The organism is Bacillus sp. FSL R9-9834 (assembly GCF_038006905.1).
Classification (GTDB): domain Bacteria; phylum Bacillota; class Bacilli; order Bacillales; family Bacillaceae_G; genus Bacillus_A; species Bacillus_A pacificus.
Window position 1 is genome coordinate 989,609 of sequence record NZ_JBBOWD010000001.1, and the last position, 25,019, is coordinate 1,014,627.

At 32.6% G+C, this 25,019-nt stretch carries 32 protein-coding genes, 2 tRNA genes, 3 pseudogenes and 1 riboswitch; of the genes and pseudogenes, 27 read left to right on the forward strand and 10 right to left on the reverse strand.

All coding sequences use genetic code 11. From position 1 onward, the window contains the following. Window positions 1–69 precede the first annotated feature (69 nt). The 4 genes from MKY00_RS05080 to MKY00_RS05095 all read left to right on the forward strand — a co-directional run bounded on the left by MKY00_RS05080 (window position 70) and on the right by MKY00_RS05095 (window position 3,611). Window positions 70–1,403 (forward strand): IS3 family transposase gene (locus MKY00_RS05080; RefSeq protein ID WP_085966774.1). Its coding sequence is split into 2 segments (ribosomal slippage): window positions 70–457 and window positions 457–1,403, totalling 1,335 coding nucleotides; the frame shifts between segments, so codons are not numbered across the junction. A 264-nt stretch (window positions 1,404–1,667) separates the two neighbouring features. Continuing rightward, the gene (locus MKY00_RS05085; protein WP_000950218.1) at window positions 1,668–1,808 is read left to right on the forward strand and encodes a hypothetical protein; all 141 of its coding nucleotides are present in this window, start codon (window positions 1,668–1,670) and stop codon (window positions 1,806–1,808) included. Beyond that, on the forward strand, window positions 1,787–2,011 hold the full coding sequence (locus MKY00_RS05090; RefSeq protein ID WP_043897062.1) for a hypothetical protein: 225 nt from the start codon (window positions 1,787–1,789) through the stop codon (window positions 2,009–2,011). The genes MKY00_RS05085 and MKY00_RS05090 overlap by 22 nt, the downstream gene beginning before the upstream one ends. Before the next feature lie 475 nt (window positions 2,012–2,486). Next, on the forward strand, window positions 2,487–3,611 hold the full coding sequence (locus MKY00_RS05095) for an HD-GYP domain-containing protein (protein ID WP_016716670.1): 1,125 nt from the start codon (window positions 2,487–2,489) through the stop codon (window positions 3,609–3,611). Window positions 3,612–3,761: 150 nt separating this feature from the next. Here MKY00_RS05095 and MKY00_RS05100 read toward each other — a convergent pair whose 3' ends face one another. Further along, window positions 3,762–3,863, reverse strand: coding sequence for a YjcZ family sporulation protein (locus MKY00_RS05100; protein WP_080012582.1), 102 nt, complete (start codon window positions 3,861–3,863; stop codon window positions 3,762–3,764). A gap of 380 nt (window positions 3,864–4,243) precedes the next feature. Next, window positions 4,244–4,350: riboswitch (SAM riboswitch) on the forward strand. 82 nt (window positions 4,351–4,432) lie between these two features. Between MKY00_RS05100 and MKY00_RS05105 the strand changes: the two are divergent. Both MKY00_RS05105 and MKY00_RS05110 read left to right on the forward strand, forming a co-directional pair. Then, window positions 4,433–5,492: pseudogene (locus tag MKY00_RS05105) on the forward strand (LLM class flavin-dependent oxidoreductase). Then, a complete protein-coding gene (locus MKY00_RS05110; protein WP_016716672.1) occupies window positions 5,485–6,441 on the forward strand; it encodes an ATP-grasp domain-containing protein in 957 nt (318 codons plus the stop codon). Before MKY00_RS05105 ends, MKY00_RS05110 begins: the two are co-directional and overlap by 8 nt. Before the next feature lie 235 nt (window positions 6,442–6,676). Here MKY00_RS05110 and MKY00_RS05115 read toward each other — a convergent pair whose 3' ends face one another. Both MKY00_RS05115 and MKY00_RS05120 read right to left on the reverse strand, forming a co-directional pair. Then, entirely contained in the window at window positions 6,677–6,901 is a 225-nt protein-coding gene (locus MKY00_RS05115) for a hypothetical protein (protein ID WP_016716673.1), read from the reverse strand. Continuing rightward, window positions 6,894–7,505, reverse strand: coding sequence for a sigma-70 family RNA polymerase sigma factor (locus MKY00_RS05120; RefSeq protein WP_073530632.1), 612 nt, complete (start codon window positions 7,503–7,505; stop codon window positions 6,894–6,896). The genes MKY00_RS05115 and MKY00_RS05120 overlap by 8 nt, the downstream gene beginning before the upstream one ends. Window positions 7,506–7,838: 333 nt before the next feature. Here MKY00_RS05120 and MKY00_RS05125 point away from each other — a divergent pair, with 333 nt between their 5' ends. From MKY00_RS05125 to MKY00_RS05155, 7 genes are all read left to right on the forward strand, one after another. Next, window positions 7,839–8,087, forward strand: a complete 249-nt coding sequence (locus MKY00_RS05125; RefSeq protein ID WP_016716675.1) for a glutaredoxin family protein — start codon at window positions 7,839–7,841, stop codon at window positions 8,085–8,087. A 392-nt stretch (window positions 8,088–8,479) separates the two neighbouring features. Next, window positions 8,480–8,635, forward strand: a complete 156-nt coding sequence (locus MKY00_RS05130) for a YvrJ family protein (RefSeq protein WP_016716676.1) — start codon at window positions 8,480–8,482, stop codon at window positions 8,633–8,635. Between the two features lie 83 nt (window positions 8,636–8,718). Then, window positions 8,719–8,943 (forward strand): hypothetical protein, encoded by a 225-nt coding sequence (locus MKY00_RS05135; RefSeq protein ID WP_016716677.1) that lies wholly within the window; start codon window positions 8,719–8,721, stop codon window positions 8,941–8,943. Window positions 8,944–9,003: 60 nt separating this feature from the next. Next, window positions 9,004–9,074 (forward strand) — tRNA-Cys (locus MKY00_RS05140). A 106-nt stretch (window positions 9,075–9,180) separates the two neighbouring features. After that, window positions 9,181–9,254, forward strand: a tRNA-Cys gene (locus tag MKY00_RS05145). Window positions 9,255–9,280: 26 nt separating this feature from the next. Further along, window positions 9,281–9,970 carry a hypothetical protein gene (locus MKY00_RS05150; protein WP_016716678.1) on the forward strand — a complete coding sequence of 230 codons (690 nt, stop codon included), beginning with the start codon at window positions 9,281–9,283 and terminating at the stop codon, window positions 9,968–9,970. Between the two features lie 591 nt (window positions 9,971–10,561). Then, window positions 10,562–11,470, forward strand: coding sequence for a S8 family peptidase (locus tag MKY00_RS05155; protein ID WP_016716680.1), 909 nt, complete (start codon window positions 10,562–10,564; stop codon window positions 11,468–11,470). Between the two features lie 49 nt (window positions 11,471–11,519). Here MKY00_RS05155 and MKY00_RS05160 read toward each other — a convergent pair whose 3' ends face one another. Then, window positions 11,520–11,681: a hypothetical protein gene (locus MKY00_RS05160; protein WP_016716681.1), complete on the reverse strand. Its 162-nt coding sequence runs from the start codon at window positions 11,679–11,681 to the stop codon at window positions 11,520–11,522. Between the two features lie 948 nt (window positions 11,682–12,629). Here MKY00_RS05160 and MKY00_RS05165 point away from each other — a divergent pair. Beyond that, the gene (locus tag MKY00_RS05165) at window positions 12,630–14,366 is read left to right on the forward strand and encodes an S-layer homology domain-containing protein (protein ID WP_016716682.1); all 1,737 of its coding nucleotides are present in this window, start codon (window positions 12,630–12,632) and stop codon (window positions 14,364–14,366) included. A 160-nt stretch (window positions 14,367–14,526) separates the two neighbouring features. On the opposite strand, the gene MKY00_RS05170 is transcribed toward MKY00_RS05165, so the two are convergent. Next, window positions 14,527–15,012: a hypothetical protein gene (locus tag MKY00_RS05170; protein ID WP_016716683.1), complete on the reverse strand. Its 486-nt coding sequence runs from the start codon at window positions 15,010–15,012 to the stop codon at window positions 14,527–14,529. A 37-nt stretch (window positions 15,013–15,049) separates the two neighbouring features. After that, window positions 15,050–15,162: pseudogene (locus tag MKY00_RS05175) on the reverse strand (RNA-guided endonuclease InsQ/TnpB family protein); the annotation flags it as partial. A gap of 156 nt (window positions 15,163–15,318) precedes the next feature. Here MKY00_RS05175 and MKY00_RS05180 point away from each other — a divergent pair. From MKY00_RS05180 to MKY00_RS05200, 5 genes and pseudogenes are all read left to right on the forward strand, one after another. Further along, window positions 15,319–15,576: pseudogene (locus tag MKY00_RS05180) on the forward strand (hypothetical protein); the annotation flags it as partial. A gap of 168 nt (window positions 15,577–15,744) precedes the next feature. Further along, on the forward strand, window positions 15,745–16,059 hold the full coding sequence (locus MKY00_RS05185) for a PadR family transcriptional regulator (protein WP_016716685.1): 315 nt from the start codon (window positions 15,745–15,747) through the stop codon (window positions 16,057–16,059). Window positions 16,060–16,072: 13 nt separating this feature from the next. Next, window positions 16,073–16,684, forward strand: a complete 612-nt coding sequence (locus MKY00_RS05190) for a DUF2812 domain-containing protein (RefSeq protein WP_029141069.1) — start codon at window positions 16,073–16,075, stop codon at window positions 16,682–16,684. An 89-nt stretch (window positions 16,685–16,773) separates the two neighbouring features. Further along, the gene (locus tag MKY00_RS05195; protein ID WP_016716687.1) at window positions 16,774–16,944 is read left to right on the forward strand and encodes a hypothetical protein; all 171 of its coding nucleotides are present in this window, start codon (window positions 16,774–16,776) and stop codon (window positions 16,942–16,944) included. A 224-nt stretch (window positions 16,945–17,168) separates the two neighbouring features. Further along, window positions 17,169–17,333, forward strand: coding sequence for a hypothetical protein (locus MKY00_RS05200; protein ID WP_016716688.1), 165 nt, complete (start codon window positions 17,169–17,171; stop codon window positions 17,331–17,333). 669 nt (window positions 17,334–18,002) lie between these two features. On the opposite strand, the gene MKY00_RS05205 is transcribed toward MKY00_RS05200, so the two are convergent. Continuing rightward, window positions 18,003–18,470 (reverse strand): hypothetical protein, encoded by a 468-nt coding sequence (locus tag MKY00_RS05205; RefSeq protein WP_016716689.1) that lies wholly within the window; start codon window positions 18,468–18,470, stop codon window positions 18,003–18,005. 95 nt (window positions 18,471–18,565) lie between these two features. Continuing rightward, the gene (locus tag MKY00_RS05210) at window positions 18,566–18,934 is read right to left on the reverse strand and encodes a VOC family protein (protein WP_000545706.1); all 369 of its coding nucleotides are present in this window, start codon (window positions 18,932–18,934) and stop codon (window positions 18,566–18,568) included. A gap of 107 nt (window positions 18,935–19,041) precedes the next feature. On the opposite strand from MKY00_RS05210, the gene MKY00_RS05215 reads away from it, so the two are divergent. From MKY00_RS05215 to MKY00_RS05225, 3 genes are all read left to right on the forward strand, one after another. Further along, entirely contained in the window at window positions 19,042–19,431 is a 390-nt protein-coding gene (locus tag MKY00_RS05215) for a general stress protein (protein ID WP_000448809.1), read from the forward strand. Window positions 19,432–19,464: 33 nt separating this feature from the next. Next, a complete protein-coding gene (locus MKY00_RS05220; RefSeq protein ID WP_370530088.1) occupies window positions 19,465–19,671 on the forward strand; it encodes a CsbD family protein in 207 nt (68 codons plus the stop codon). A 75-nt stretch (window positions 19,672–19,746) separates the two neighbouring features. Continuing rightward, window positions 19,747–19,998: a GlsB/YeaQ/YmgE family stress response membrane protein gene (locus MKY00_RS05225; protein ID WP_000522903.1), complete on the forward strand. Its 252-nt coding sequence runs from the start codon at window positions 19,747–19,749 to the stop codon at window positions 19,996–19,998. A gap of 179 nt (window positions 19,999–20,177) precedes the next feature. On the opposite strand, the gene MKY00_RS05230 is transcribed toward MKY00_RS05225, so the two are convergent. Next, a complete protein-coding gene (locus tag MKY00_RS05230) occupies window positions 20,178–20,378 on the reverse strand; it encodes a hypothetical protein (RefSeq protein WP_000390994.1) in 201 nt (66 codons plus the stop codon). Between the two features lie 197 nt (window positions 20,379–20,575). On the opposite strand from MKY00_RS05230, the gene rsbV reads away from it, so the two are divergent. From rsbV to MKY00_RS05255, 5 genes are all read left to right on the forward strand, one after another. Further along, entirely contained in the window at window positions 20,576–20,914 is a 339-nt protein-coding gene (rsbV, locus tag MKY00_RS05235; RefSeq protein ID WP_002020655.1) for an anti sigma b factor antagonist RsbV, read from the forward strand. 6 nt (window positions 20,915–20,920) lie between these two features. Continuing rightward, window positions 20,921–21,403, forward strand: a complete 483-nt coding sequence (rsbW, locus tag MKY00_RS05240; protein ID WP_003269702.1) for an anti-sigma B factor RsbW — start codon at window positions 20,921–20,923, stop codon at window positions 21,401–21,403. Next, a complete protein-coding gene (gene sigB, locus MKY00_RS05245) occupies window positions 21,366–22,142 on the forward strand; it encodes an RNA polymerase sigma factor SigB (RefSeq protein WP_033677630.1) in 777 nt (258 codons plus the stop codon). Before rsbW ends, sigB begins: the two co-directional genes overlap by 38 nt. A 70-nt stretch (window positions 22,143–22,212) precedes the next feature. After that, window positions 22,213–22,653 (forward strand): ferritin-like domain-containing protein, encoded by a 441-nt coding sequence (locus MKY00_RS05250; protein ID WP_016716691.1) that lies wholly within the window; start codon window positions 22,213–22,215, stop codon window positions 22,651–22,653. A gap of 325 nt (window positions 22,654–22,978) precedes the next feature. Then, a complete protein-coding gene (locus MKY00_RS05255; RefSeq protein ID WP_016716692.1) occupies window positions 22,979–24,121 on the forward strand; it encodes a fused response regulator/phosphatase in 1,143 nt (380 codons plus the stop codon). 38 nt (window positions 24,122–24,159) lie between these two features. Here MKY00_RS05255 and MKY00_RS05260 read toward each other — a convergent pair whose 3' ends face one another. Beyond that, on the reverse strand, window positions 24,160–25,017 hold the full coding sequence (locus tag MKY00_RS05260) for a CheR family methyltransferase (RefSeq protein WP_000429057.1): 858 nt from the start codon (window positions 25,015–25,017) through the stop codon (window positions 24,160–24,162). Window positions 25,018–25,019: the final 2 nt, after the last annotated feature.

The following is a 25,019-nucleotide window of genomic DNA, read 5'->3' on the forward strand; positions in this document are numbered from 1 at the left end:
AAAAAAAGTCTATTCTATAGGGTATTTCTTGTATAATGAGAGAAAAATGAGAATCGGAGAAATTTCAAAATGACGAAAAAATTGCTTACAGAAAAGGAAATTCAAATATTATCAAAAAATCGATACGTAAAATCGGTAAGCCAAAAAGGAATTACCTATACCGATGAATTCAAGCGTATTTTTATTAAGGAAAATGAACAGGGTAAACCACCTCGTATTATTTTTGAAGAATGTGGTTTTGATATAGATATCATCGGTCTACAACGTATTGTGTCATCAGGAAATAGATGGCGTACGTCCTATAAGCAAAACGGTGTATGGGGCTTAAGAGACACACGTAAGGAAAACTCAGGAAGAAAGTCAGAAAGAGAACTTACATTAGAGGAGAAATATGCACGTTTGGAAGCGGAACGAAACTTATTAAAAGCTGAAAATGAACTGTTAAAAAAGATCAAATTTATGGAAGGGAGGATGGGAAAGAAATAACGTTACACGCTAGTCAAAAGTACCTATTAATTCGTTCTATCATTGAAAAATACCGCCTGAAAAATATGGTGAGATATTTGTGTCAGGTCGCAGGCGTTTCACGTTCTGGATACTATAATTATTTTTTAGCCATTTCTCAAAGTCGGCGAGAGAAAAGAATACATCAAGATGAAATAGTGAAAGAGATTATATTAAAGGCATTTCGATTTAAAAACCGAAAAAAGGGGGCTCGTCAGATCAAAATGACATTGGCGGGTCAATTTCAAGTTGTCTACAATTTGAAACGCATCCGTAGAATCATGAAAAAATATGGGATAATCTGTCCTATTCGTAGAGAAAATCCCTATAAAAAAATGTTGAAAGCGACGAAAGAACACTTCGTGGTACCCAATCGATTAAAACGCGAATTTAGGCAAGGTGTACCGGGAAAGGTACTTCTTACAGATATCACATACCTGTTTTATGGTAAGAATCAAAAAGGATATTTATCTACTATTCTAGACGGGTCTACGAATGAAGTTTTGGCGTATCATGTTTCAGAACGACTTACCTTAGATATCGCAACGACGACGCTGCACAAACTAAAGAAGAATAAGAAGGTACGATTAACGCAAGATGCCTATATTCATTCTGATCAAGGTGCTCATTACACAAGTCCTACCTATCAAAAATTAGTCAAAAAATTAAAGCTGGGACAATCTATGTCAAGGCGAGGAAACTGTTGGGATAATGCCCCACAAGAATCTTTTTTCGGGCACTTTAAAGATGAAGCACACATCAAAACTTGTACATCTTTCACACAGTTAAAACAAGAAATTAAAGACTATATGAAATACTATAATCAGCACAGATATCAGTGGAATTTAAAGAAGATGACTCCTGTCGAATACAGAAACCATCTTCTTGATGCCGCCTAACTTTTTTTAAAATGTCCTTTACAAAGGGTACAGATTAGTGGGCACCCTCTTTTTTATTATGACCATATTAATTTAGAAATACGGTTTCTGAATCTAATAAGCGATATAATAGGATTCTTGAAGAGTTTTTAAATCTTCAAATGAGATGGATAGGCTAAATTTGGATTAAAAAATGAATTAAGTGTCGGCTTTGGTATTGGTTTAGAAATAAAGTTTGGCGTAGAGAAAGGTTAAATTGTTGTATTTATTAAAGAGGAAGTGTTTTTGCTTTCATTACAGGTATTTAGGAAAATTTTAATTATTTTTGGTCTTATTGCTGTTCCTCTTAGTTTATTAGCCCTTTGGTTTGGAGCAGATGCTACATTTAAAGAGAAAATGATGTTATCTTTAGTTTTTGGAGATTGAATGTATGGTATAACAAGAAACATAATGTTCCTAAGGTTTTTCAATGGTTTCCTAGAAAATGGGGTAAAAGAAAAGTGTCAGAGCATTTATCACAATTGAATGAAAAGCTAGCGGCTGAAGGTAAAGGTATTTGGGTTACAATCTATGCTATAGATTTATACATTGTAACTATTCCTTGTACAGTCAAAAAATATAAATCTTAATAAGTATATAAAAGATCTTTTCTTTTTATAAATTTTAGAAGTGATTTGTTGAGTCCATGTGTTTATGCGGAGAAAGTCACTTGAGTGTGATGAAATAGAGGGAGATTGTAGTGAAGTGAACCGTGTAATAAAAAGCTGTAGGGCGAGACCTTAGCAAAGGGTAAAAAAACAACGGGGGTTATTTAAAATGATAATCAAAGATTTGGATTTTTTGTGATGAATACTTATTCATGCTTGATTAACATAACGCCCTATCATCGGTAGCAAGAAAAAGGCGAATTCCAAACTTCAAAAGGAATTCGCCTTTTTCTTTTTCTATAACCCTATCCATCTCTTTATACATTCCTATCATGGCGGTACCCCATTTATAGGTTATGAGAAAGGGTGTTTTTTGCACTATTATCTATTCTTAGATATTATTAATAATATCTATATGAACTTCTTTTTTATTAAAAAAGGTTTGGCGGTGTGTAAAATGATGAAAGGGATTAAAAATATTGAAACGAAAGAACCGATAAACATGTTTCTATTTATTCCCTGTAGTACTCTTTTGTTTGATAATATTTATCAACATTTTATTCTTGGAAAGGATTTTACACTAGAGAAGCTTTTATTTGAACTCGTATTTTTATTTATTTTCATTTCATTTTTTTTATGTAATAAGTGTTTACAAAAAATGAATAAACAAATGTTTACAAAATATATTTTTCTTGGTGTTAGTATTATTTATCTTTTGGCATATGATCTTATGTTTATACGTGATCCAGGTTCGTCTTTACATATCCCATATTTAGAGTGCTTCCTAGTAATTTCTGCACCTTTATTTTTAAGTATTCATTATCTTCTAACGGTATCTATTTGTATGGTATGTAGATTTTTAATTGCTATTTATTATTTTGAAATTAATTATCCAATATCATTAATATTATTGTTTCTAATCATTTTTGTTACGTCATTTTTTGTATTTCTTTCATTAAAATTTTTAGTACAAAAAATTAAAGCATCCTATGAAAAACAAATGAAAGAAACAGCTTTATCGATAATGAGGATAATGGAATTAAAGGATCAATATACGAAAGGACATAGTGAACGTGTAGCCAATTATGCTACGATTCTTGCTAAAGAAACAAATGAATATGATGATAATTTTTTAAAACAATTTCATTTTATTTGTTTATTACATGATATAGGGAAAATAGGTATTCCGGATGAGGTTTTAAAGAAAGCATCTTCTCTTACAGAAGAAGAGTATAATATTATTAAGACACACCCACAATTAGGATTAGAAGTTTTTAAAAATATATCTTTAATAAAAGGTAGCGAAGATATAATTCTTTCTCATCATGAAAGATGGGATGGAAAGGGCTATCCTCAAAAACTAAAAGGAAATCAAATACCATTATGCGCAAGAATTGTTGCAATAGCAGATGCTTTTGATGCGATGACTTCTTCAAGAGCGTATCGTTCGGCTCTATCTCCTGAAGAAGCGTATAGACGTATTATAGAAGGATCTGGTACACAATTTGATCCTTCCATGGTAGAGATTTTCAAAAAGGTATTTCCTTTGTGGGAAAAAATGGTCCCCAATTCTTTTCGTTAAAAACACATGTCTGAAATCGATTCTTATTTCAGGTATGATGAATACGAAAAATGAAAAAACAAATTCAATCGTGACAAAAATTTGGAACTAGATAATGAATAAGGCATATAAAGAAAAGGTACCCATATAGGTATCTTTTCTAATAGTTTTTTAGCAGAAACAACTGCATCCGATAATGATTAACAGAATAAATAATACAACTAATAAAGCAAAGAAGTTAGGTGGGGGATCAACTGCCCATAAAAGTCCGATTGGTTCAACTAATAATCAGTGGAGGATAAAGAACCCCCCGCTGATTAAAGTTTCGCTTTATTATGCACTGTTACATACTTCTCTAAATTCCTCTATTTTTCATTTGATAAAATGGAATCCTAATATTACCAAAAGTTAAATAAATATTTCTACATATTCAATATATTTACATAAATTACAAAAATGATACATTTAAAATGATGTTTTCGACGTGATACAACATACCCCTTTATATATTCGTAGGTAAAACAAGATAATACCTTTATGAACTGCTATAAAAATATGATTTCTTATATATCATTTAATGCTTATAGGAAAAATAAGTATTAAATGATTGATTTTTATTATTCTGATGATTATAATAAATGAAAATCAAACAATTCTTATGTTGAGAAGTGGAGGGACGGGCCCTATGAAACTTCGGCAACCTCGTGTGAGACGAAAGGTGCCAAATCCTGCAGGTGAAGAAACACCTGAAAGATAAGAGCGGTTCATTTAGTCAAGAAGGCTACTCTTATTTCGTTAAGAGTAGCTTTTTTTATGGCTAAAAGTTAAAGGGGGAATAGGTAGTGGAGTACGGTTTTTGGTTACCGATTTTTGGGGGGGTGGCTTCGGAATGTAGATGATGAATCTATGCCGCCTACGTTTGAGTATGCAAAACAAACAGCACAGGCGGCAGAACAATTAGGTTTTTCAACAACACTTATTGCGGAATTAAACTTAAATGATATAAAAGGTGTTTCAGCACCAAGTTTAGAAGCGTGGACAACTGCGGCGGCACTTGCAGCAGTAACGGATAAATTAGAGATTATGACAGCTGTAAGACCTGGCTTCCATAATCCAGCAGTCACAGCGAAAATGGCAGCAAATATTGATCAATTAAGTAATGGTCGTTTTACATTGAATGTAGTTTCAGCATGGTGGGAAGAAGAAGCGAGACAGTACGGCGGAGTATTTACCGCACATGATGAAAGATATGATCGAACAGAGGAATTTGTAACAGTTTTGAAAGAGCTTTGGAAAGAAGAAGTGTTTTCGTATAAAGGGAATTTTTATGAGCTTCATCATACACATTTAAGTCCAAAACCTGTACAGAAACAAGGAATTAAGATTTATGCAGGTGGTGAGAGTGAGCGAGGAAAAGAGGTCATTGTAAACCATGCGGATGCATATGTCATGCACGGGGGAACAGTGGAAGAAGTATCTGTGAAAATAGAAGATATGAAGAATCGTAGAAAGAAAGTTACAGAGGAGCCATTGCAGTCATTCGGGCTTGCAGCTTACGTCATTTGTCGTGATACAGAAGAAGAGGCAGTAGAGGAATGGAGACGCATAACGGATGTGAAAGACGATGCGTTAGGTTACGCGGGTTACCAAGACTTTATTAGTAAATCGCATTTGGAACAGCAAGTGAAGCTGAATGATTATTCCGTATCTAATCGTGGATTACGTCCGAATTTAATTGGAACACCAGAACAAATTGCAGAAAGAATACTCGCCTTTGAAAAAGTGGGTGTTACGTTATTACTTTTACAATTTTCGCCACAGCTTGAAGAGATGAAACGATTTTCTGAAAAAGTGATGCCATTAGTTGAAGCGAAAAGAAAGGAATTGATTATAAATGAGTAAAATTTACATATTACATGAGAATAAGGAATGGACGGATCATTTAGTGAAAAGGTTGAAAGAACTGGAGTTGCCGTATGAGGAATGGCATTTAGATGAAGGGACGATTTCGTTAGACAAAGAACCTCCCCAAGGTGTTTTTTATAGCCGTATGAGTGCTTCTTCACATACGAGAGGTCATCGATATGCACCTGAATTGACGGAAGGGGTTCTTGCTTGGCTAGAGGGATACGGGCGCACAGTATGTAATGGATCTCGTGCATTACGTCTTGAAGTAAGTAAATTGAATCAATATGCAGCATTAAGAAAATTTGGCATACAAGTGCCGAAAACAATTGGTGCTGTTGGCCGTAATCATATAGTAAAAGCAGCTAGGGAGTTAGGGGAAGTACCGTTCATTACAAAGCATAACCGTGCAGGGAAAGGCCTTGGTGTTCAACTATTTCATTCCATCGATGCTTTAGAACAATATTTGGATAGTCCATCGTTTGAAGAACCCATTGATGGAATTACTTTAATCCAGCAATATATTGAAGCGCCAGAACCATATATTACACGTTGTGAGTTTGTAGGGGGCCAGTTTGTATATGCAGTTAAAGTAGATACATCAGAAGGATTCGAACTTTGTCCGGCAGATGCATGCTCGATTCAAGATGCTTTTTGCCCAGTAGGAGAAGAGAGTAAGACAGAAGTGCCAACAAAATTTGAAATTATACGGGACTTCCATGAGCCGATTATTGAACAATACAAAGAATTTTTGAAAGAAAATGAGATTGCCGTTGCTGGCATTGAATTTATTCGCAGTTCGGATGGAACAATTTATACGTATGATATTAATACAAATACAAACTATAATTCTGATGCAGAGTCTGTAGCGAATCAATTTGGTATGCTAGAGCTTGCTATATTCCTTGGAAGAGAATTAGAGAAACAAGTAGAGTTAGTTAAATAGTATAGAAGGTTCTAGTGAAAACCTTTGTTAAAGTAATCGTGGGAGTATGGTCAAGTTTAGGGTAGTACTACTTGCATGCTCCTATGGTGTTTGCGCTAGAACGAAAAACAGCCCAAGTTTCAATGAGGAACTTGGGCTATTTGTGTGTTATATATTCGTAAGCAAAACAAAATAATATCAATATGAGTTTTTACAGATTTTAAAAGAAGTATCCATTTTAGTTGAGGATTCATATCTATTTAGATTGTAAATTTGGTGACGTGTAATTTTGTTCTATAAAGTCAAAAAAAGTAGGTGCAGTAATTTCTTGTAAGACAGGGATTTTTTCTAAAATTTTTATTTTTATTTCTTGTTCTATATTTTCTCTTTCCTGAAATGGGGTATTTTGTATACATTTATTTATCTTAGGGGAAAACATCTCTATTATTTCTTCAAATTCAATAGTTGTACAATTATTCATTATCAATTCTCTCCTTTTCTATTTGCATGGATTGTTTCAATTTTTTAATTGCACTTTTATGATTATAAGAAATGGTTTGTTCAGATTCTCCTAATATCTTGGCGATTTCTTTATTTGTATATTCTTCTAAATAAAATAAGTTTAGAATTTTTATTTGTTTCTTTGATAGCTTGCAAAAACTTTTGATTAACAATTCATCGCTTAAGTGACTTTGTAAATTATCTTCATTTTGTATGAATTTATCATATGTATTATCTTCATTATCTAAAGTTATAATATCATATTTAGAAATCATGTCCCCGTCCTTCGTTGCAACCGTGGAATCTAGATTCAAGACATTCCTTTGTTTATTGAGAGTTATTTTTTTCTGAAGGTCTATTGAATAGTAATGTATTAATTTACTAACATAATCTATTACTTTTATTTTTTTAAAATGTGATTTAAAAGTTTGATCTAAAATCTGTTTATTTTCAGGTGTTGGATTAGTAATTGCTTCTTCAAAGAGATTGTAATTATATTTACTTTGCAAAAAGCTACGGACAATCGGTTGCTCCATTTTTTTTTTGTGTTTATTAATAAAGTCCTGAATTATTTTATTATTCATAAATACCCTCCTCGCTATTTAAAAAGAGAAACAAACACCTGAAAAATAAAAAAATAACAAAAAATCCCTAGAAAAAATCGAACGTAAGTTCTCTTTGTGTATTATCTCATTATTTTATTCGGTAGAAAAGGGGTATTTTGTATATCCCTTATTTTCAGTAATTCCATCTTATAAATTTGTCGAAGAGAAAAAGGTCAGAGAAATACAAATATATAAAGGTCTAGATGCAAGATGAAAAAATAGAAAGAAAATATAAAAGATAAAATGAGGCTTTTTGATTTTTATCTAAAGATTAACTCTTTAATTAAGGAATAGAGATAAGGAGGGATAAATTTGACTAAACAAATCATTTTATATGGTCATAATGGTTGTGTTTTTTGTGTTAGAGCTAAAAGATGGTTGGAGGAAAATGGTTTTGAATATATTAATAAGGACGTAACAAATGAGGAAGTACGAACAGAGTTCGAAATATACAATGCGGTGGGTATTCCTTTATTTATCATTAAAGATAATGGTAAACAGACTGAAGAAAAGGTAGTTGGTTTTAAGGAAAGTAAACTCCGAGCCATTTTGAACAAATAAGAGTGTATGTTATGAGTGTAGATTTTTAAAATAGTATTAGGAAAAAAGGTGATTGTGATTTTAAATATCAATCATCTTTTTTATGTTCGTGAAGCTATATAGAATGTTTTTTATTTCATGCTTTTTTAGTTTAGGTGATGTGATTTCTCTTTATAAACTACAATGCTTTTTTGAAAGGGACATGATGTAAAAATTACTAGGACATCTAGGGCTACTTTATTTGTTTCTTGTGCACTCGATTTGCTCTTACATATGTTTTCTTCTTGATCAGACAATGCTGTAGTTTCAGTGTACAGCATACTTATATTTTAAAATTGTACAGAAAAGTTAGGGTTTTCATATCTCAAAGAAGGAAGCAAACGCAATTAATTTAGAAAGGTGGTACGAGTAATATGGATCCTACTCATTTAGAACCATGGTTTTCTGCAATTGGTAATTTTGGCTTTCCAGTTGCATTAGCCGTTTATTTGTTAATTAGATTTGAGAAAAAACTGGAAAGATTAACAGATGTCATTGAAACATTAAAAGATGTAATTCGAATGAAGTAATTTATTTTCATTTCAACTTTGAATTTCGCATTAATTACTTCTCTTATAGTAAGTGTATAGTTTTTAAAGCAGGAGGGATATACGTGAACGAAATTGAGAATGAACTGAAAAGGTATAACGAATTAAAAAGAGATTTAATGACTGTTGCGAAATGTATAGATTGTTGTAAGGAAGAGGATGTCTGTTTTTATCAAGATTTAGCTATGGTATATACAACTAAGTTACATAGTTTCCTTGATTTCATTGAAAAACAACATGAAGTTAGCATCTTTTGTATGCAAAAAAGAACTAAGTTTATAAAAATTTGAAGATGAAATTTTGATTTTCGTATTTAAGAGTTCTCTTTTTGGTAATGAAAGAGAACATATGGCGACATAGCCAAGTGGTAAGGCAAAGGTCTGCAAAACCTTTATCCTCGGTTCGAACCCGAGTGTCGCCTCTTTAAAACTGAATTTTCCGTCTCTTTTTAAGGGAAGAAAAATTAAAGATAAAATTTTGATTTTTATATTGAAGAATTCTCTTTTAGATAATGAAAGAGAACATATGGCGATATAGCCAAGTGGTAAGGCAAAGGTCTGCAAAACCTCTATCTTCGGTTCGAATCCGAGTGTCGCCTCCAAATATTATTTATAGGGGGAAAAGATGATGGAAGAAAAAAACACAATTAATTTTGAGGAAGTAGAAGGGAGAGAGCTTGAAAAGTTAAAAGAGAAGGCGTTGTCTAATCAAAGTGTACAAGCTTTAGTTTCATATTCTTTAGATAATTACTTTTCTCAAAAAAAGGGTCAGCAATTAAAAGAACTTCTTACTGAAGCACAAGGCTCTAAATATACAACAGGTGAAACTCCTATTAAAGTATTGAGTTTAATGTTTGAAGAAATTAATACGAATATTTCTTTTTCAATCGAAGGGACAGAACTGAAAGTCACTGGAAATATTTTTGTTGATGGTCTATCACATTCCTTACAGGCTGTAGAGGAAAAAGTATATCCTATTTTATCTCTTAAAGCCCAGGAAAATGGCTATGAAGTAGACTGGCATGAAAATCCACTATACGATTCGGAAGAACTAAAAAATATTAAATTTATTGATACAGCACAAGAAGCAGAAAGTGCTTCTATCCAGGTTTCTAAATGCTCTGTATGTTCAGGAGTATGTAATTTTGTTCAAGGTATGTCTTGTGGTTTAACTGGTACAATGGCATGTAGTGTTGCTTGTGCTGCTATTGGAGGTCCAGCATGTATACTTATTTGCGGAGCGATTTGGGGAGTAAAATGTTTCTCTGATAATTACTTGATCTGTGGACCTACATGTAAAAGTTTAGGATATTGCTAAAATAACATACTCCCTCCTCAAGTTTGGTGTTACAATTACTATTATAAAGGAGGGAGAATATGTTTACCTATAAAAGATATTTTTTTATAATGTTTCTTGTGTTCTTTATAAGCCTTTTTATTAGTATAAGTCTGAATTACAGTATACTCTTTAAATTTTTAATATTCTTATTAATATACGGTTTTTTATATACTATTTTGTTATTCACCCCGATGAAATTAAGTGAGAAACTGCTAGTATTTAATGGGTATGTTAATTGGATAAAGCGTGGAGGGAAAATTTAATATTGTATTTTCACTTCAATGATGTGGGATTTATTCACTATTTTAAATTGTATACCCTCAATTATGGACTTTTAAAAAGTCTATAATTGAGGGTTTTATTATATTATTATTATTACACTTTTAAGAAAAGTATTAACTTAATTACGGTGAAAAATGAAACTATGTTTAATAAATATGCAAAAGTTACACACATGCTGAAGTAGATAGAAAAGTATTAAATAGGATTATATCTTTTGGAGGAATATTTATAATCGCTGAGAACAGTATCCTTTTTTATAATAAAAGGTTTAGAATGGGGTTGTTTTGATTGGTTAATGAGAGATTAGTCTTATCTACTAATACAAATGATGTAGTTCCTACTGGGGTAAATATGATTAAGGCTCCAATGATGTGGGAGAAAGCTAATTATGGAAAAGGGGTAATCATTGCTATTTTAGATACGGGATGTCAAATTGATCATCCTGACCTAGCTGAAAATATTATTGGTGGAAGGAATTTTACATCTGATTACGAAAGTGATATCGCTAATTTTGCAGACAATAATTCACACGGCACTCATATTGCTGGAATCATTGCTGCAGCAAAAAATGGAAAAGGGGTAGTTGGAGTAGCTCCTAAAGCAAGTTTGCTTATTCTAAAAGTTGTTAATGGTGATGGACAAACAAAATATCAATCAATTATTAATGCGATTTATTATGCTATTAATTGGCGTGGAGAAAATGGTGAAAGAGTAAGAGTAATAATGATGTCTTTAGGAGGAAGAAAGGATGATGTGAACTTATACAATGCGGTTAAAACAGCTATAAGCCAACAAATCTTAATAGTCTGTGCAGCGGGAAATTATGGAGATGGGAATTTTGACACCACAGAAAAGATATATCCAGGCATATACAATGAGGTTGTTCAAGTTGGAGCGGTAAATTCTAAGAAAAAGATTGAATATTTTTCTAATACCAATAATCAAATTGACTTGGTTGCTCCAGGCCGGGATATTTTATCAACTACTCCAAGAAATGGATATAAAACTCTTTCAGGTACATCTATGGCCGCACCTCATGTCGCTGGAGCAGCTGCTTTAATAATTAATATTATAGAAAAAGAATTTAAAAGAACTATGACCGAGGCTGAAATCTATGCGCAAATAATTAAACGTACAGTTTCTTTGGGGCTGGAGGCTAGTGCTGAAGGTAATGGGTTATTAGATCTATCAAAATAAAAATATGATAATGTGTACAGTTATTTTTGGAAAAAGAAAACTAGGATTACTAGTTTTCTTTTTCCAACTCCAGATAATCAAAAAAACCTAGTGGCTCTTTAGTGGCTGCTTCTTTTGCCTTTTTAAGTTCATCCTCGATATTCTTAATATATTCATCATTTTTCTCGTTCTTTTCCATTTTTATGCTATGGTTATTTTTCACTTTGTTCATGTTTTTTCCCCTTTTAAAATTATGTTGTAGTTAAAAGGTATTAAATCAAAATAGAATTATTGTTATTTTTCCTACTCTACCAATGTGAGAGTAGAGGAGAATTTGTGGAGTATAATAATAAGGAATTAAAGTATGTGAGCTATAAAAAGAGTAAAGAAAATAGCTTAAAAAAAGAATCTAAGTTTTAGTTTGAGTATAAGAGATAGTTATTTCTTTCGAAAGTCAGATATAAATCAACATAGATTAAAGTTTAAGTATGAATACTATTTATAATCAATAAAAAGTTCAAAATCTGGAACCCGCTGAAGCATTGGTATTACACAGTATTAATAAAAAATAAACTTATTATATATAATATTCAATTTTTGGTTATAGAAATCCTTTGCAAATAAATCTTTCTCGGATCTGAAATGCTAAATAGCGATTTATTTTAATTATATTCAATTGGTTATTTTGTGAGTATCGGAACTAGTTGTGATGTTTGAGGTAACTTATATTAATATAGAGATGTAGTTGTTATTGCTTTTCTCATTTAGTTCATTATAACAAAATTTTTATTTTTGTTATAATGATTTATAGTATAAAAATGAGTAATTTATGATGATAAGGGTTTTGAGGAAATCCATATTTGTAAAGGGAATCTATATTAACTAATTTAGAATCTGATAAGAATCCATATGAAAAGTATTCATTCATATTTTAAACAACGCCCAAGTTTCAATGAGTAATTTGGGCTGTTTGTATGTTGTATTTCTCTTTTATTTATATATCCGCAAGTAAAACAACATAATATCACCATGAGCTCCTATAACAATATGAATTTTTGCATATTTCAAAACCTAATATATCCTTCAAAAAATTTTAATAGTATAATATGTTTTGTCATATTCTTTTAGATTTTTCGACAAAAAATAACATAAATAGAGAACGATATTGGGAGAAGGAATTATGTACACAAAACTATTAAAATCAATTACATCATTATCACTTATTGGTGGTGCTTTACTGTATACAAACGGCAGTGATGTGAGAGCTGCTGAGGCGGGTGTTTTTTCCGATGTGCCTACATCGCATTGGTCGTATCCAGCAATTAAAGATTTAGCGAGCAAAAATATTCTTTCCGGTTATGGAAATGGGATATTTGGTTTTGGAGATGTTGCGACGAGGGAGCAAGTTGCAGCTTTAGTGTATCGTGTAATGCTTCCGAATAGACAAGGCGGAACATTTAGTAGCAATAATGCTCTTTATGTATTAAAAGATGGATCTAAGTTTAATAACCCTTATGGTGATATTAATCAAAACTCTACGATGTTCCCTGAGGAAATTTTAATGTTAACGAATGCAGGGGTATTTACAGGGGATGAGAAAGGGAATTTTAGACCGAAAGCTCCTGTGAGTCGTGCGGAAATGGCGCAAATTTTAACAAATGCCTTCCATCTTTCTGCGAAACAAAAGCATACATTTAACGATGTTCCAAGCGGTTTTTGGGGTGAAAACGCAATTAGTGCAGTGCAATCAACTGGGATTGCTTCTGGTACAGGTGAAGGGAAATTTGAGCCATCTAAAACGGTAACACGTGAACAGTATGCGCAATTTTTATATAACACTTTGAAATATAAAAAACCAGAAGTTGCGGTGCAAGATACAGGGGATGCAGCACTATTAGCAGCATTTAAAGATGAAGTGCAAAAGCGTATTAATGCGTACGAAACGAATATTACACTTCCATATAAAACGACAAATAGTAATACAAAAGAAGTGATGAATACACTTTTTAACGCTTATAAAGAAGTGGCAAGTAAAAATGAGTATACAAATAATAATAGATCGAATGTTTCATATGGACTTTCTGGATCACCTGGAAATTATACGTTTACGCTAAAAATTACATATCGTGAAACGAAAGAACAAACAGAATATGTAATGAAGCAAGCGAAGGCAATTGTTTCTTCTATTACACAAGTTGGGATGGATGATCATGAAAAAGTGAAGGCGATTCATGATTATGTCGTAAAACATATTTCTTACGATACGTCTTATAAAGCTTACACAGCATATGAAGCACTCGTAAATCGTTCTGCGGTTTGCCAAGGTTACGCACTATTAACCTATCAATTATTAAAAGAAGCGGGGATTGAGAATCATTTCGTAACGGGAACTGGCGATGGACAACCTCATGCTTGGAATTTGGTGAAAATCGAAAATAAATGGTATCACCTTGATACAACATTTGATGATCCGATTCCAGATGAACAAGGCCGCGTAACGTATTCCTATTTCAACTTATCAGATGAACAAATCGCAAGAAATCATGAGTGGAACCGCGGGGACTATCCGCAAGCTACAACAAGTTATTATAGTACATTAACAAATAAAATTGCGGCAGGTGGTACGAAAACTCCTATATATCAGCAAATATTAAAAGATACAAAGTTAAATTATTTAGGAAATGAATACATCGCAAATAACTATAACGAATTAAAAAATAAAATGCAGCAACGTTATAAAGAAAAGTTACCAAAGATTGAAATCCTTTATAAACAATCAATGGATGGTGCATTACAAGATGTGAAAAAAGCAATTGGGGAAATCGGTTATCCGCAAGGAGCGAACCGTGTTTCTTATAAAGCGGAGCCGTATAATGCGAAAGAAGGATATTCTTTAGTAACGATTACGTTTATGTAGTGAGAATGAAAAAGAGATGTAACAAATTTAGTTTAAAAAGTGAAAACGTCCTCGATGAAGTCGAAGATGCTTTCACTTTTTTCATGTAGTTATGGTGCATGGGATTTTTCCCATATCGAACTACGCTGGAACAAATAAAAAGTCCGTACACAAGGAAGCTTTAACGCCAGTTACCTGCTGTTAATATTGCGTTATCTTCATTAGAAGTAACTACAGATGCAGAGCATACCGACGTTTTAGAATTAGAGGTTCCTGTAGTTTTGGGAACTATTGCTTTAGTTGGGAAAGGATCATTGCTGGGATAAGTTGGTGGTGCAAATTGTTGCTTCTTATCTTTTTCTTTCATAGGTGGTTTCTCAAATGATGGATTTAATTTGATGGAGTTGTCCGGCGTTTTTGTTTTATCTTTAGGTATGGCGTTTTTGAGGTCCTCTTCTGTATAAAGGCCTCCGGTTTCTTCATATAATGAATCTGTACTTTGAATATAGTTTTCGGGTTTGGAAAGTTCATCTGGATTCATTATTGTTACTGGAGCTTCGGGATCTTCTGCTGCTATTGTTTGTTGCGATGATAGTGATGAAAAGAATATAGAAAATAGGATAATAGAAAAGATACATACATTTTTAGGGATAAAAGATGTAATCATAATTTTCTGCTACTAAAAATATAGACAAATGTACATTCTTTTGCACCGTAAGAATATTGTTATCTATATTCGCTCTTTTGTTAGTAGCAGACTGTTCACCTCTCTTTTTTTATTTTGAAATTTACGTGATAAAGAGTGTTGTTCATATTTTCGTATGTTCGCACTTACTGTTGTTTCCTCCTTATATTTGATAAGGTTATTATATCATTAACTAATTGAAAATGATAATCAATATTATTTAAAAGTATGTTTGTAATTTTTCCGAAATAAACAATGCTATTTTCAGTATTTGTTTGGAGTAGTTTTGTGAAAAATATAAATAAAACAGATGCAATGAATTAAGTGAAAGAAAAGGCGAAGCAAGACTTCCAAGATGACTATATGACGCAAAACTTTGTTGCGGATGAACAATCAAAAGCATTTGATTTCTTAAACGGAGTAGAGATCAAATCACAAGAAGAATTGAACGTGATGAAGAAGGCGTTGGGAGATTTTCCTAACGATTTCATGACCGCAAAGTTTGTTTATGAAGAGCAAATGAAGGCAAAGAATAAGCAAGGGTAATATGAAAAACGCTATCTTTTTATAAGGTAGCGTTTTTGTTATGGGTTATAAAGTTATTTCTGCATTTGACATATACAGTCTAACTGTATAAAATAAAACTATACAGTTGAACTATACAGTTGAACTATATAGTTTAGCTATATATTTATCGTTACATTGGAGGTCTTTATGAATAGAGATAAAAATTTACCATTAACGGAAACGACGTATTACGTTCTTTTAGCTTTATTAGAGCCAGCACATGGTTATTTAATTATGCAAAAGGTAGAGGGATTGAGTAATCATCAAGTGAAAATTGCAGCGGGTACATTGTATGGGGCGGTTGAAAATTTATTAAAACAAGGGTTAATAGAATCGGTAAAAAGTGAAGATAAACGAAGAAAAGTGTATGTCATTACGGAACGTGGGAAAGAAGTATTGCATTTAGACTTTATGAGAATGCAGCACATTATTGAGGTTACAAAAAGTTTATTACACGTATAGTTAGGGGGAAACGATGATGTGGAAATTGAGATTCTTTTTAGACTTTGAGAAAGAGGAAAAATGGTTAGAAGAGATGGCTTGGAAAGGATATCAACTAGAAAGTAATACATTTGGTTATACATTTAGATATACAGAACCGGAAGATGCGACGATTAAAATAGACCATAGAGTATTTAGTAGAAAAAGTGATTTTATGAATTACTGCACATTATTTGAAGATAGTGGCTGGGAGCATATAGCTGGTAATTGGTGGTCAGGTACGCACTATTTTAAAAAGGTAGATGAGGAAAGCGAAGATGACATTTTTTCAGATCAAATGTCACGAGCAGGGAAATATAAACGTCTATCTAAAACATTTTTAGAGTTAGCTATATGCTCTATTCCGATATTAATCCTATTTATGTTTAATGACACGATTCATTTAGGAGCACTTGCAAATCCGAAAGAACTATATTTTACGCCAGGACTATGGGATAAGCAAGGTGTATCATTTCTATGGTCATTCTTATTTGAAACACCATTAGCATTGATGAGAGGCTTTGCATGGTTGTTTATTCCTACAGCAATTGTTATGTATTTAATTTGCTCATATAAAGCACATCGGTTGTATGAAGAGAGACGATGAAAACAAGCACTTATCAAGTAACATTAAGATAGGCAGAGAAGTATATATTTTTTCTACCAATATGTAGTTCCATTAGGAGATTGCTTATAATGGAATTTAATACATACACAGTAATGCTTATGTTTCTAGCCGTTGGCTCAAATGCCGCATTATCCATGTGGCTCAAGCAAGGACTTTTAGGTGTTATCACGGCTATTGTTCTTTTGTTAATCGCTGCATGGACTACAAAAAGACCTCATACAGACAACCAGCACAAGTAAATTATTGTATTTCTCAATAAACAAAAACAACTTAACATGGTAAAATAATAATTGGATGGGAGTCCAATACATATTATTAAAATTAAGATGGTTCAAGTCGGAGGAAGGCACCTTAGGGTGTCTTTTCTTTATTTTGCTAATGAATAGATTGTCCTCTTCTATATAACTCTTTAAAATATAAAATGTGCCATCTTTGCCCTTCCCTTATGAAGGGAGGGACAGGAATGAAAAAACGTAAAAAAAAGGCGACCAAAAAGACAGAACCCCAGTCTTTTGTAAGTAATCTAGCATCGTGGACGACAGTACTGAGAAATATTCATTATTTCTTCACGCAAAGCCAGTTTGTAAAACATATAATTCAATTCATCAAAGAACAAATTGGAATGTAAAAAAGTGCTGCTATGATTAGCAACACTCAACTCAAAAACTAAAGTAGATGGAACACTGAGCTGAAAGTACTGACCATACTTTCTTCGCACAAGACCAAAGTAATTTAGAAGCGGCAAAGATGTCAGTGTTCTATCTTCTACTAATATTATATTTTATTTTGTCCATAATAGACCTATATATACGTTAATAAAAAAGAAAGACCCCGGTGACCAACCGAGGTATTTCATGACCGATAGGAATGAAAAAACTTGGCGACCAAACCTAGCTTTTGTGTTATTCCCATGAAATTTAAAAACTAAGCAACATCTTGTTGCACTTTTATTTTATCATTATCTTTCTTTTATTGGAATACATTAGATTATTTTTGAGATAAGAGTCTAATGCATATTATTAAAATTAAAGTGGTTCAAGTCGGAGGAAGGCACCTTAGGGTGTCTGTTCTTTTTTCTAAAAGAGAGTTTTGCTTTAGCTTTAAAGAAGATAAATTTTCAATGGATTAATGCCATGCGTATGTAGATAAAGTTCATCAATACATTTATGTTCACAAATATGTATAATTACATGAAATTTCAGAGGAAATGAGAGTATACTTTCTTATTGTGTAATAAAGATAAAGCCCGCCTACGGAAATAGGTGGGCTTTTTTAATGTATAAAGAAAAGTTATCTGCTAAGATGTTTTCTTAAAAAAATCCTTCATCATTTTAGCATCTTCAATATTCACGATCACACCTTTAACCTTATCCTTCTTCTCATCTTTAGCAATCGTAATTTGCTCTTTATTATCAACCCAAACAAGAAATTCTTCTTTTGTGTCATCTTTATATGTAACGGTAATAGTAGAATGTGCAGATTCTCGCTTTTTTTGATCTAAAGTGATTGTTTTAGGCGTGCCTTTTTGAACTGCTGAAACGATAGATTGTATCATTTCTTCGTTGTCTGTTTGAGATTTTGAAACGTTGTTATTTATTGTACTAAGTATTTCAATGTCTGTAATATTTGCGGATTTTAATTGAAAGGTAGTTTGTGTATGTTCTTGCTTAGCTTGTGAAGCTTTATCTGTAGCTGAGGTGCTTGTACAGCCTATTAAAGTGAAAGATAGAGCGGTTAGAGCGCATATAGATATGATTTTTTTCATAGTATCCCTCCTTATGTTTAATTATAACAATTTTCTGTTAATTCAGGTAGTTATTGTAAGGGGATTTATTCTACTAGTTTTGGGATAAAGAAAATTCAAGAGGAGGTTAATCGTAAATAATAACCATCAGGGTCTACGATACGAAAATCCTTCATTCCCCAAGATTGCATTTTAAGGTTAGATTCCACTGGATAATTTTTTTCTAATACATGTTGGTATATTTGTTCGATATGATCAAAAACTATGATAATCTCAACACCTTTACCTTTTGGATTAAGTCCATCTGTTTTTAAATAATGATTTTCATTAAGAATATAATCAGGGGTCAATAATAAAGAAAAATCCCCTAGTTTAATCATTGCACCAGTTGTATTCTTTTTTGAGAATACAAGGGTAAGGATTTCCTCATAAAAACGAATAGACCTTTGCAAATCTTCTACAAATAACTCTAGACGAAAGTGCATATGTACTCTCCTTCTCATTTTTTTTCAAATTTTATGTTTAACATTTCGAAAATGGGTGTACTACATATAATATAACAAATAATTCATTTTAAAGGAGGAAGTTAAAGATGGAAACGAAGTATAGTAAACCTTTTGTATATGAATTTATTACGGAGAAAGAGGTCATGAATGCGGCGAATGATCTAGTGAAGAAAGGAATAGACCAAAAAGATATTTACGTATTAACACACGAGAAAGAAAGGACAGATAGAATCGCAGACAATGCAGACGTAAATACAATTGGTATAAAAGAGGAGGGGCTTGGGACAAGCATTATTAATGTCTTTCAAAAAACGGGAGATCAGTTAAGAAATAAGATGCAGGAGTTAGGGCTTAATGAGGAAGAAGCGAACTTCTATGAAGAAAAGCTGGATGAAGGGAAAATCTTGTTATTCGTTAAGGATTTAGAAAGAGTCGGTGAATGGTTACAAGAAAGAAGATGCACGTATTCTATTTAAATTTGTATCCTATAAATCTATTAAGAAAAGGAGATGGGAAATATGAGTGGCGGACTAAAAGAACAAATTACAGGTAAAGTTGAAAAGACAAAGGGACAAGTAAAAGAAGGAATTGGTGAAGTTACAGAAGATAGAGAGTTGAAAAATGAAGGGAAGTGGGAGAAGACGAAGGGAACGATAAAAGAAAAAGTCGGAAAAGTGAAACAAAAGATAAGTGATGGGCTGGATAATAAAGAATAATACATGTTTATCAAGCTTTGGTTACAAACCAAAGCTTGATAAATCCATTATAAAAATAATATGGGAGGTTTAATTGTGGGACTTATTATTACGTGTATTGTAGGTGGACTTATTGGTGCGTTAGCTGGAATGATTACGGGAAAAGACTTTCCTTTAGGTATAGTTGGTAATGTGATTGCGGGATTAATCGGATCTTGGGTAGGTAGTGCGTTATTTGGTCATTGGGGTCCTGAATGGGGAGGTATTTTCGTTCTTCCAGCGTTATTAGGTGCAATCGTCTTTATTTTAATCGTTACATTCTTCTCTAGAATGCTGCGGAAAGCGTAAGTTTGATCATGAATAGTAATCTTAAGTTTATTATATATAGCTATAAAGTAAATAGAATGATAAATATACATAAAAAAGCATCCAATTAAAATAATTTGGATGCTTTTTTATATTTTGCATGCGAATGAGCGGGGAATAAAGAATTCCCCGCTCATTGAAATTACACTTTCTATTATGTATTAAACCATCGTTACTTTTTCGCAATTATTTATTCTTACAACTTGCCTTGGTTCTATATGAGACAAGTCTTCGTTATTACCTATATCCACTACAATTGTATTCGTTAGTATGTTAATAATGGAACCAACTAATTTTGTAGCATGATCGTGTCGATAAGAAAATTGTACGAAATCTCCTTTTTTAAAATTGTGCTCTTCCATAGATAGATCCCCCTAAAAATAATGTTTATACATTATACATACACAAATTTATAAGCTTTAAACATTTAGTAGTAGTTTTTACGTGTTAAGCCGAGAAAGGTGTAGAAAATTTATTTATAATAAAAATAAAAAAATATGTTTAAAACTAATTTTTATGGGTAATTAACATAGTAGTAGTTTGAGATAAGGGGGCGGAAATGATGAATTTGGGAATAAATATTTTGCAAAATGATGTAGGTTATACGGTACAACTTAATGGTGAAATTGATGCATATACAGCATCAGATTTGAAAAATAAGATCATGCCTATTGCAAGCGAAAAAGAGGTTCATATTGTAGTAGATTTTACTGAGGTAGAGTATATGGATAGTACAGGCTTAGGTGTTTTTATAGCGCTATTAAAAGCAGTTAAGAAAAATGATGGAAAGCTAGAGTTTATTGGTGTATCTAAAAGGTTAAAAAGATTATTTGATATTACAGGGTTAACAGAAATATTAAATTTGAATTCCGATTTTGAAAAAGTAGAAAGAAGGTGACTAGGGATGATGGAGAGATTTGAAAAGATAGAAATGAAAATTCCTGCAAAGGCAGAATATGTCGCTATTATTCGTTTAACAATGGCTGGTGTTGCGAATCGAATGGGTTTTGCTTACGACGATATAGAGGATATGAAAATTGCTATTAGTGAAGCATGTACAAATATTGTACAACATGCATACAAAGAAGACGTTGGAGAAATTACAATTGTCTTCGGTCTATATGAAGATCGATTAGAAATTATGGTTGCGGATAATGGAGTTAGCTTTGATTTTAATAACTTAAAAAGGAAAGTTGGTCCGTATGATATTAGTAAACCAGTAGAGCATTTGCCGGAAAATGGTTTAGGTTTATATTTAATCAATACGTTAATGGATGATATACAAATCATGCATGATGAGGGCATGACAGTTTTAATGACAAAATATATACAAAGAGAGCAGGTGGAGAATGATGGAAATCCAATCTCAACCTACAACTCTTACTAAAGAAGACGTTATGAAACTAATTGCAGAATTTCAACAAAACCACTGTGATGAAGCGCAGGAAAGGTTAGTTGAGCATTATAAAAATCTCGTCTATTCTATTGCATATCGCTATTCAAAAGGCGGACCGATGCATGAGGATATTATACAAGTAGGCATGTTAGGGCTCTTAGGCGCAATAAGAAGGTATGATTATTCGATAGGGAATGCTTTTGAGCCGTTTGCAATACCTACGATAGTAGGGGAAATAAAAAAGTATTTACGTGATAAAACATGGGGCATTCACGTTCCAAGGCGAATTAAAGATCTAGGCGGAAAAATTAAACTTGCGATAGAGGAGCTAACAGATCAGCTGCAACGTTCACCGAAGATTATAGAGATTGCGGATCATTTAGGACTATCCGAAGAGGAAGTGCTAGAAATTATGGATGCGAAAAATAATTATCGAGTATCTTCCTTAGATGATGTAGTTGAAAATGCATCTGATGGCAGTTCGGTAGCGAGAATTGAATCTGTAGGTGAAGTAGAGCAAGGATATGAAGAGACAGAAAGGCGTCTCGTTTTAAAGGATATTTTTAACGTATTAAATGAGACAGAAAAGAGTGTTATTCATTATATATTTGGAGAAAATTTAAATCAAAAAGATACAGGGGAACGGTTAGGTATTTCACAAATGCACGTTTCTCGTATTAAAAGACAAGCAATAAGTAAGTTGAAACAAGCCGCATTTTTAGATACATAAAAAATTAAAAATAATGATGTTTAAAACATGAGAAAAGGGGTAGTTATTAAGTATAGGAGGAGATATAAAAATGTCACACGATGTGAAAGAACTAATCGAAGGATTAAATGAAGATTTAGCAGGAGAATACTCGGCAATTATTATGTATAACCATTATGCAGCTACGGTTTCGGGTATATATAGACAAGTGTTAAAGCCTTTCTTTGAATCTGAAATTAGTGATGAACAAGGACATGCCCTATATTTAGCAGAGAAAATTAAGACGTTAGGTGGTACACCTACTACAATCCCTTTACCAGTGAAACAAGCAGAAGATGTGAGAGAAATGTTAGAATATGCTAGACAATCAGAATATGAAACAATTAAGCGTTATGAAAAGCGAAAAGAACAGGCAGCAAAATTAAATATGACAGAGTTAGTTGTAAAGTTAGAAGACATGATTGCAGATGAAACAAATCATATGGAAGAATTAGATCGTCTTTTAAATGACAAAGCAATGGTCCTAAATTAAAAGTGGAAATTTACCCCACTTTAACGGGCAGTAAGACCCCCCACCTCAAAATGCAGCGAAAGCAAAGAATTTAGGTGGGGGGTTAACTGCCCATAAAAGTCCGATTGGTTCAACTAATAATCAGTGGGGGATGAAGAAAACCCCCACTGATTAAAGTTTCACTTTATAGAATGAAAGAACAAACTCTCATTTCTGGGGGTTTGTTCTTTTGCTGTATAAATGTGTTTGAGTAGGAAATTTTCATTTCATAACTGAGTATGTAATACTAGAAAAATAGAAAATGATAATCGATTTACATTTTATATAAGAAAAGGGGAAATAACTTGTGTCCATTTTAATTGTCGATGATAATCCGGTGAATATCTTTGTAATTGAAAAAATTTTGAAGCAAGCCGGGTATCAGGATCTTGTATCGCTGAATTCTGCACAAGAGCTTTTCGAATACATCCATTTTGGAAAAGATTCTTCCAGGCATAATGAAATAGATTTAATACTATTAGATATTATGATGCCTGAAATTGATGGACTTGAAGTTTGTAGGCGATTACAAAAAGAGGAGAAGTTTAAAGATGTTCCTATTATTTTTGTAACAGCTTTAGAAGATGCAAATAAATTAGCTGAAGCGCTTGATATGGGGGCAATGGATTATATTACGAAACCGATAAATAAAGTTGAATTGTTAGCGCGTATGCGTGTAGCATTACGCTTGAAATCGGAATTAAATTGGCATAAAGAACAGGAAGAAAATCTTCGGAATGAACTAGATTTAGCTACGCAAGTACAAAGAAACTTATTAAGTAGTCCATTAAGAGAAGAACACATAAAAATCGAAGCAAGTTACTTACCTTCATTTAAACTAGCTGGAGATATGTATTACTGGTATAAAATCGATGAAAATCGCTACGGTATTATATTATTAGATGTGATGGGACATGGTGTATCTGCTTCCTTAGTTTGCATGTTCATTTCGTCTGTATTACGTGAAACGATTAAAAGTTTAATCGACCCAGAACTTGTTATGAAAGACTTAAATAAATATATGACTCTTTTACATAATGAGAATGATAATATTCCATATTATTTTACAGCGATATACTTAGTAGTTAATACAGAAGATAGAACGATTGAATATGTAAATGCAGGACATCCTTCTGGGTACGTTTTAGTTGATGAAACGAATGTAGTGGAACTAAATCGCGGGAGTTGTGCGGTAGGATTTTTTGATGAAATAAAAGTTGAAAAGACAGTTATACCTTTTGAGAAGAACGCTCAAATCACATTGTTTACAGATGGTGTTCTTGAAGCAATTGCAAATGATGAATTTGAGGCTGAAGAGAAATTACGTGCTTTTACAGAAAGAAAATGGGGAGATTTAGAAGAAGAGATAGAAGGGTTTTATAAGGAAGAACAGAAGAAAGCACAATCAGATGATATGTGCCTCATTATGATACAAACGAATGCGAAATAAAAAGCGTATGAAATCCAAACAGAGGATTTCATACGCTTTTATTGTATTTTTTGGTAGATTTGTTCGTTCGGATTAAATTGGATATAATGCGGCATTATATCTGAAAAACGAAGCGTTTCTTTATTTCCTAAACATAGGAATCCGTTGTGACCTAAACTTTCATAAAATAGTTGCTGTACTTGGTTTTGGAGTTTACTCGTAAAGTAAATTAAAACGTTACGGCAAAGTATAATGTGAAATTCGTTAAAAGATTGATCAGTTACTAAATTATGCTGTGCAAAAATAATGTTTTGTAACAGTGACGGATTAAAATAAGCAAAGCGACTATCCGTTGAATAATAGTTGGAAAATGCTTGTGTACCGCCAGCTTGTAAATAGTTTTTCGTATAAGTTTGCATTTTATTTAATGGAAGGATGCCTTGTTTTGCTTTTTCTAACACATTTGTATTCATATCTGTTGCGTAAATAACAGCTTTTTCACTTAATCCTTCTTCATGAAGTAAGATGGACATGGATAATACTTCTTCACCAGTTGCACATCCAGCATGCCAAATTCTAATTTCAGGATGCTTTCTTAATTCAGGAATAACATGCTCTCTTAGCGCCTTAAAAAAGATAGGGTTACGGAACATCTCAGTTACATTAATGGAGAAATCATTTAATAACTGTTCTAAAACCCCCTCTTCATGAATTACTTTTTCAATTAATTTTGAAATGGTAGGGATATTAGAAAGCTGCATTCGATTACAAATCCGCCTATAAATAGATGTGCGAGCATATTGGCGAAAATCAAATCCTGATAGTTTAAATACCGCTTCCAATAGTAAGTCAATTTCTAAGTTCGTACGCTTATCCGTATCTACTGATGGATCAAAATTATAATACTTATTTTCCACTG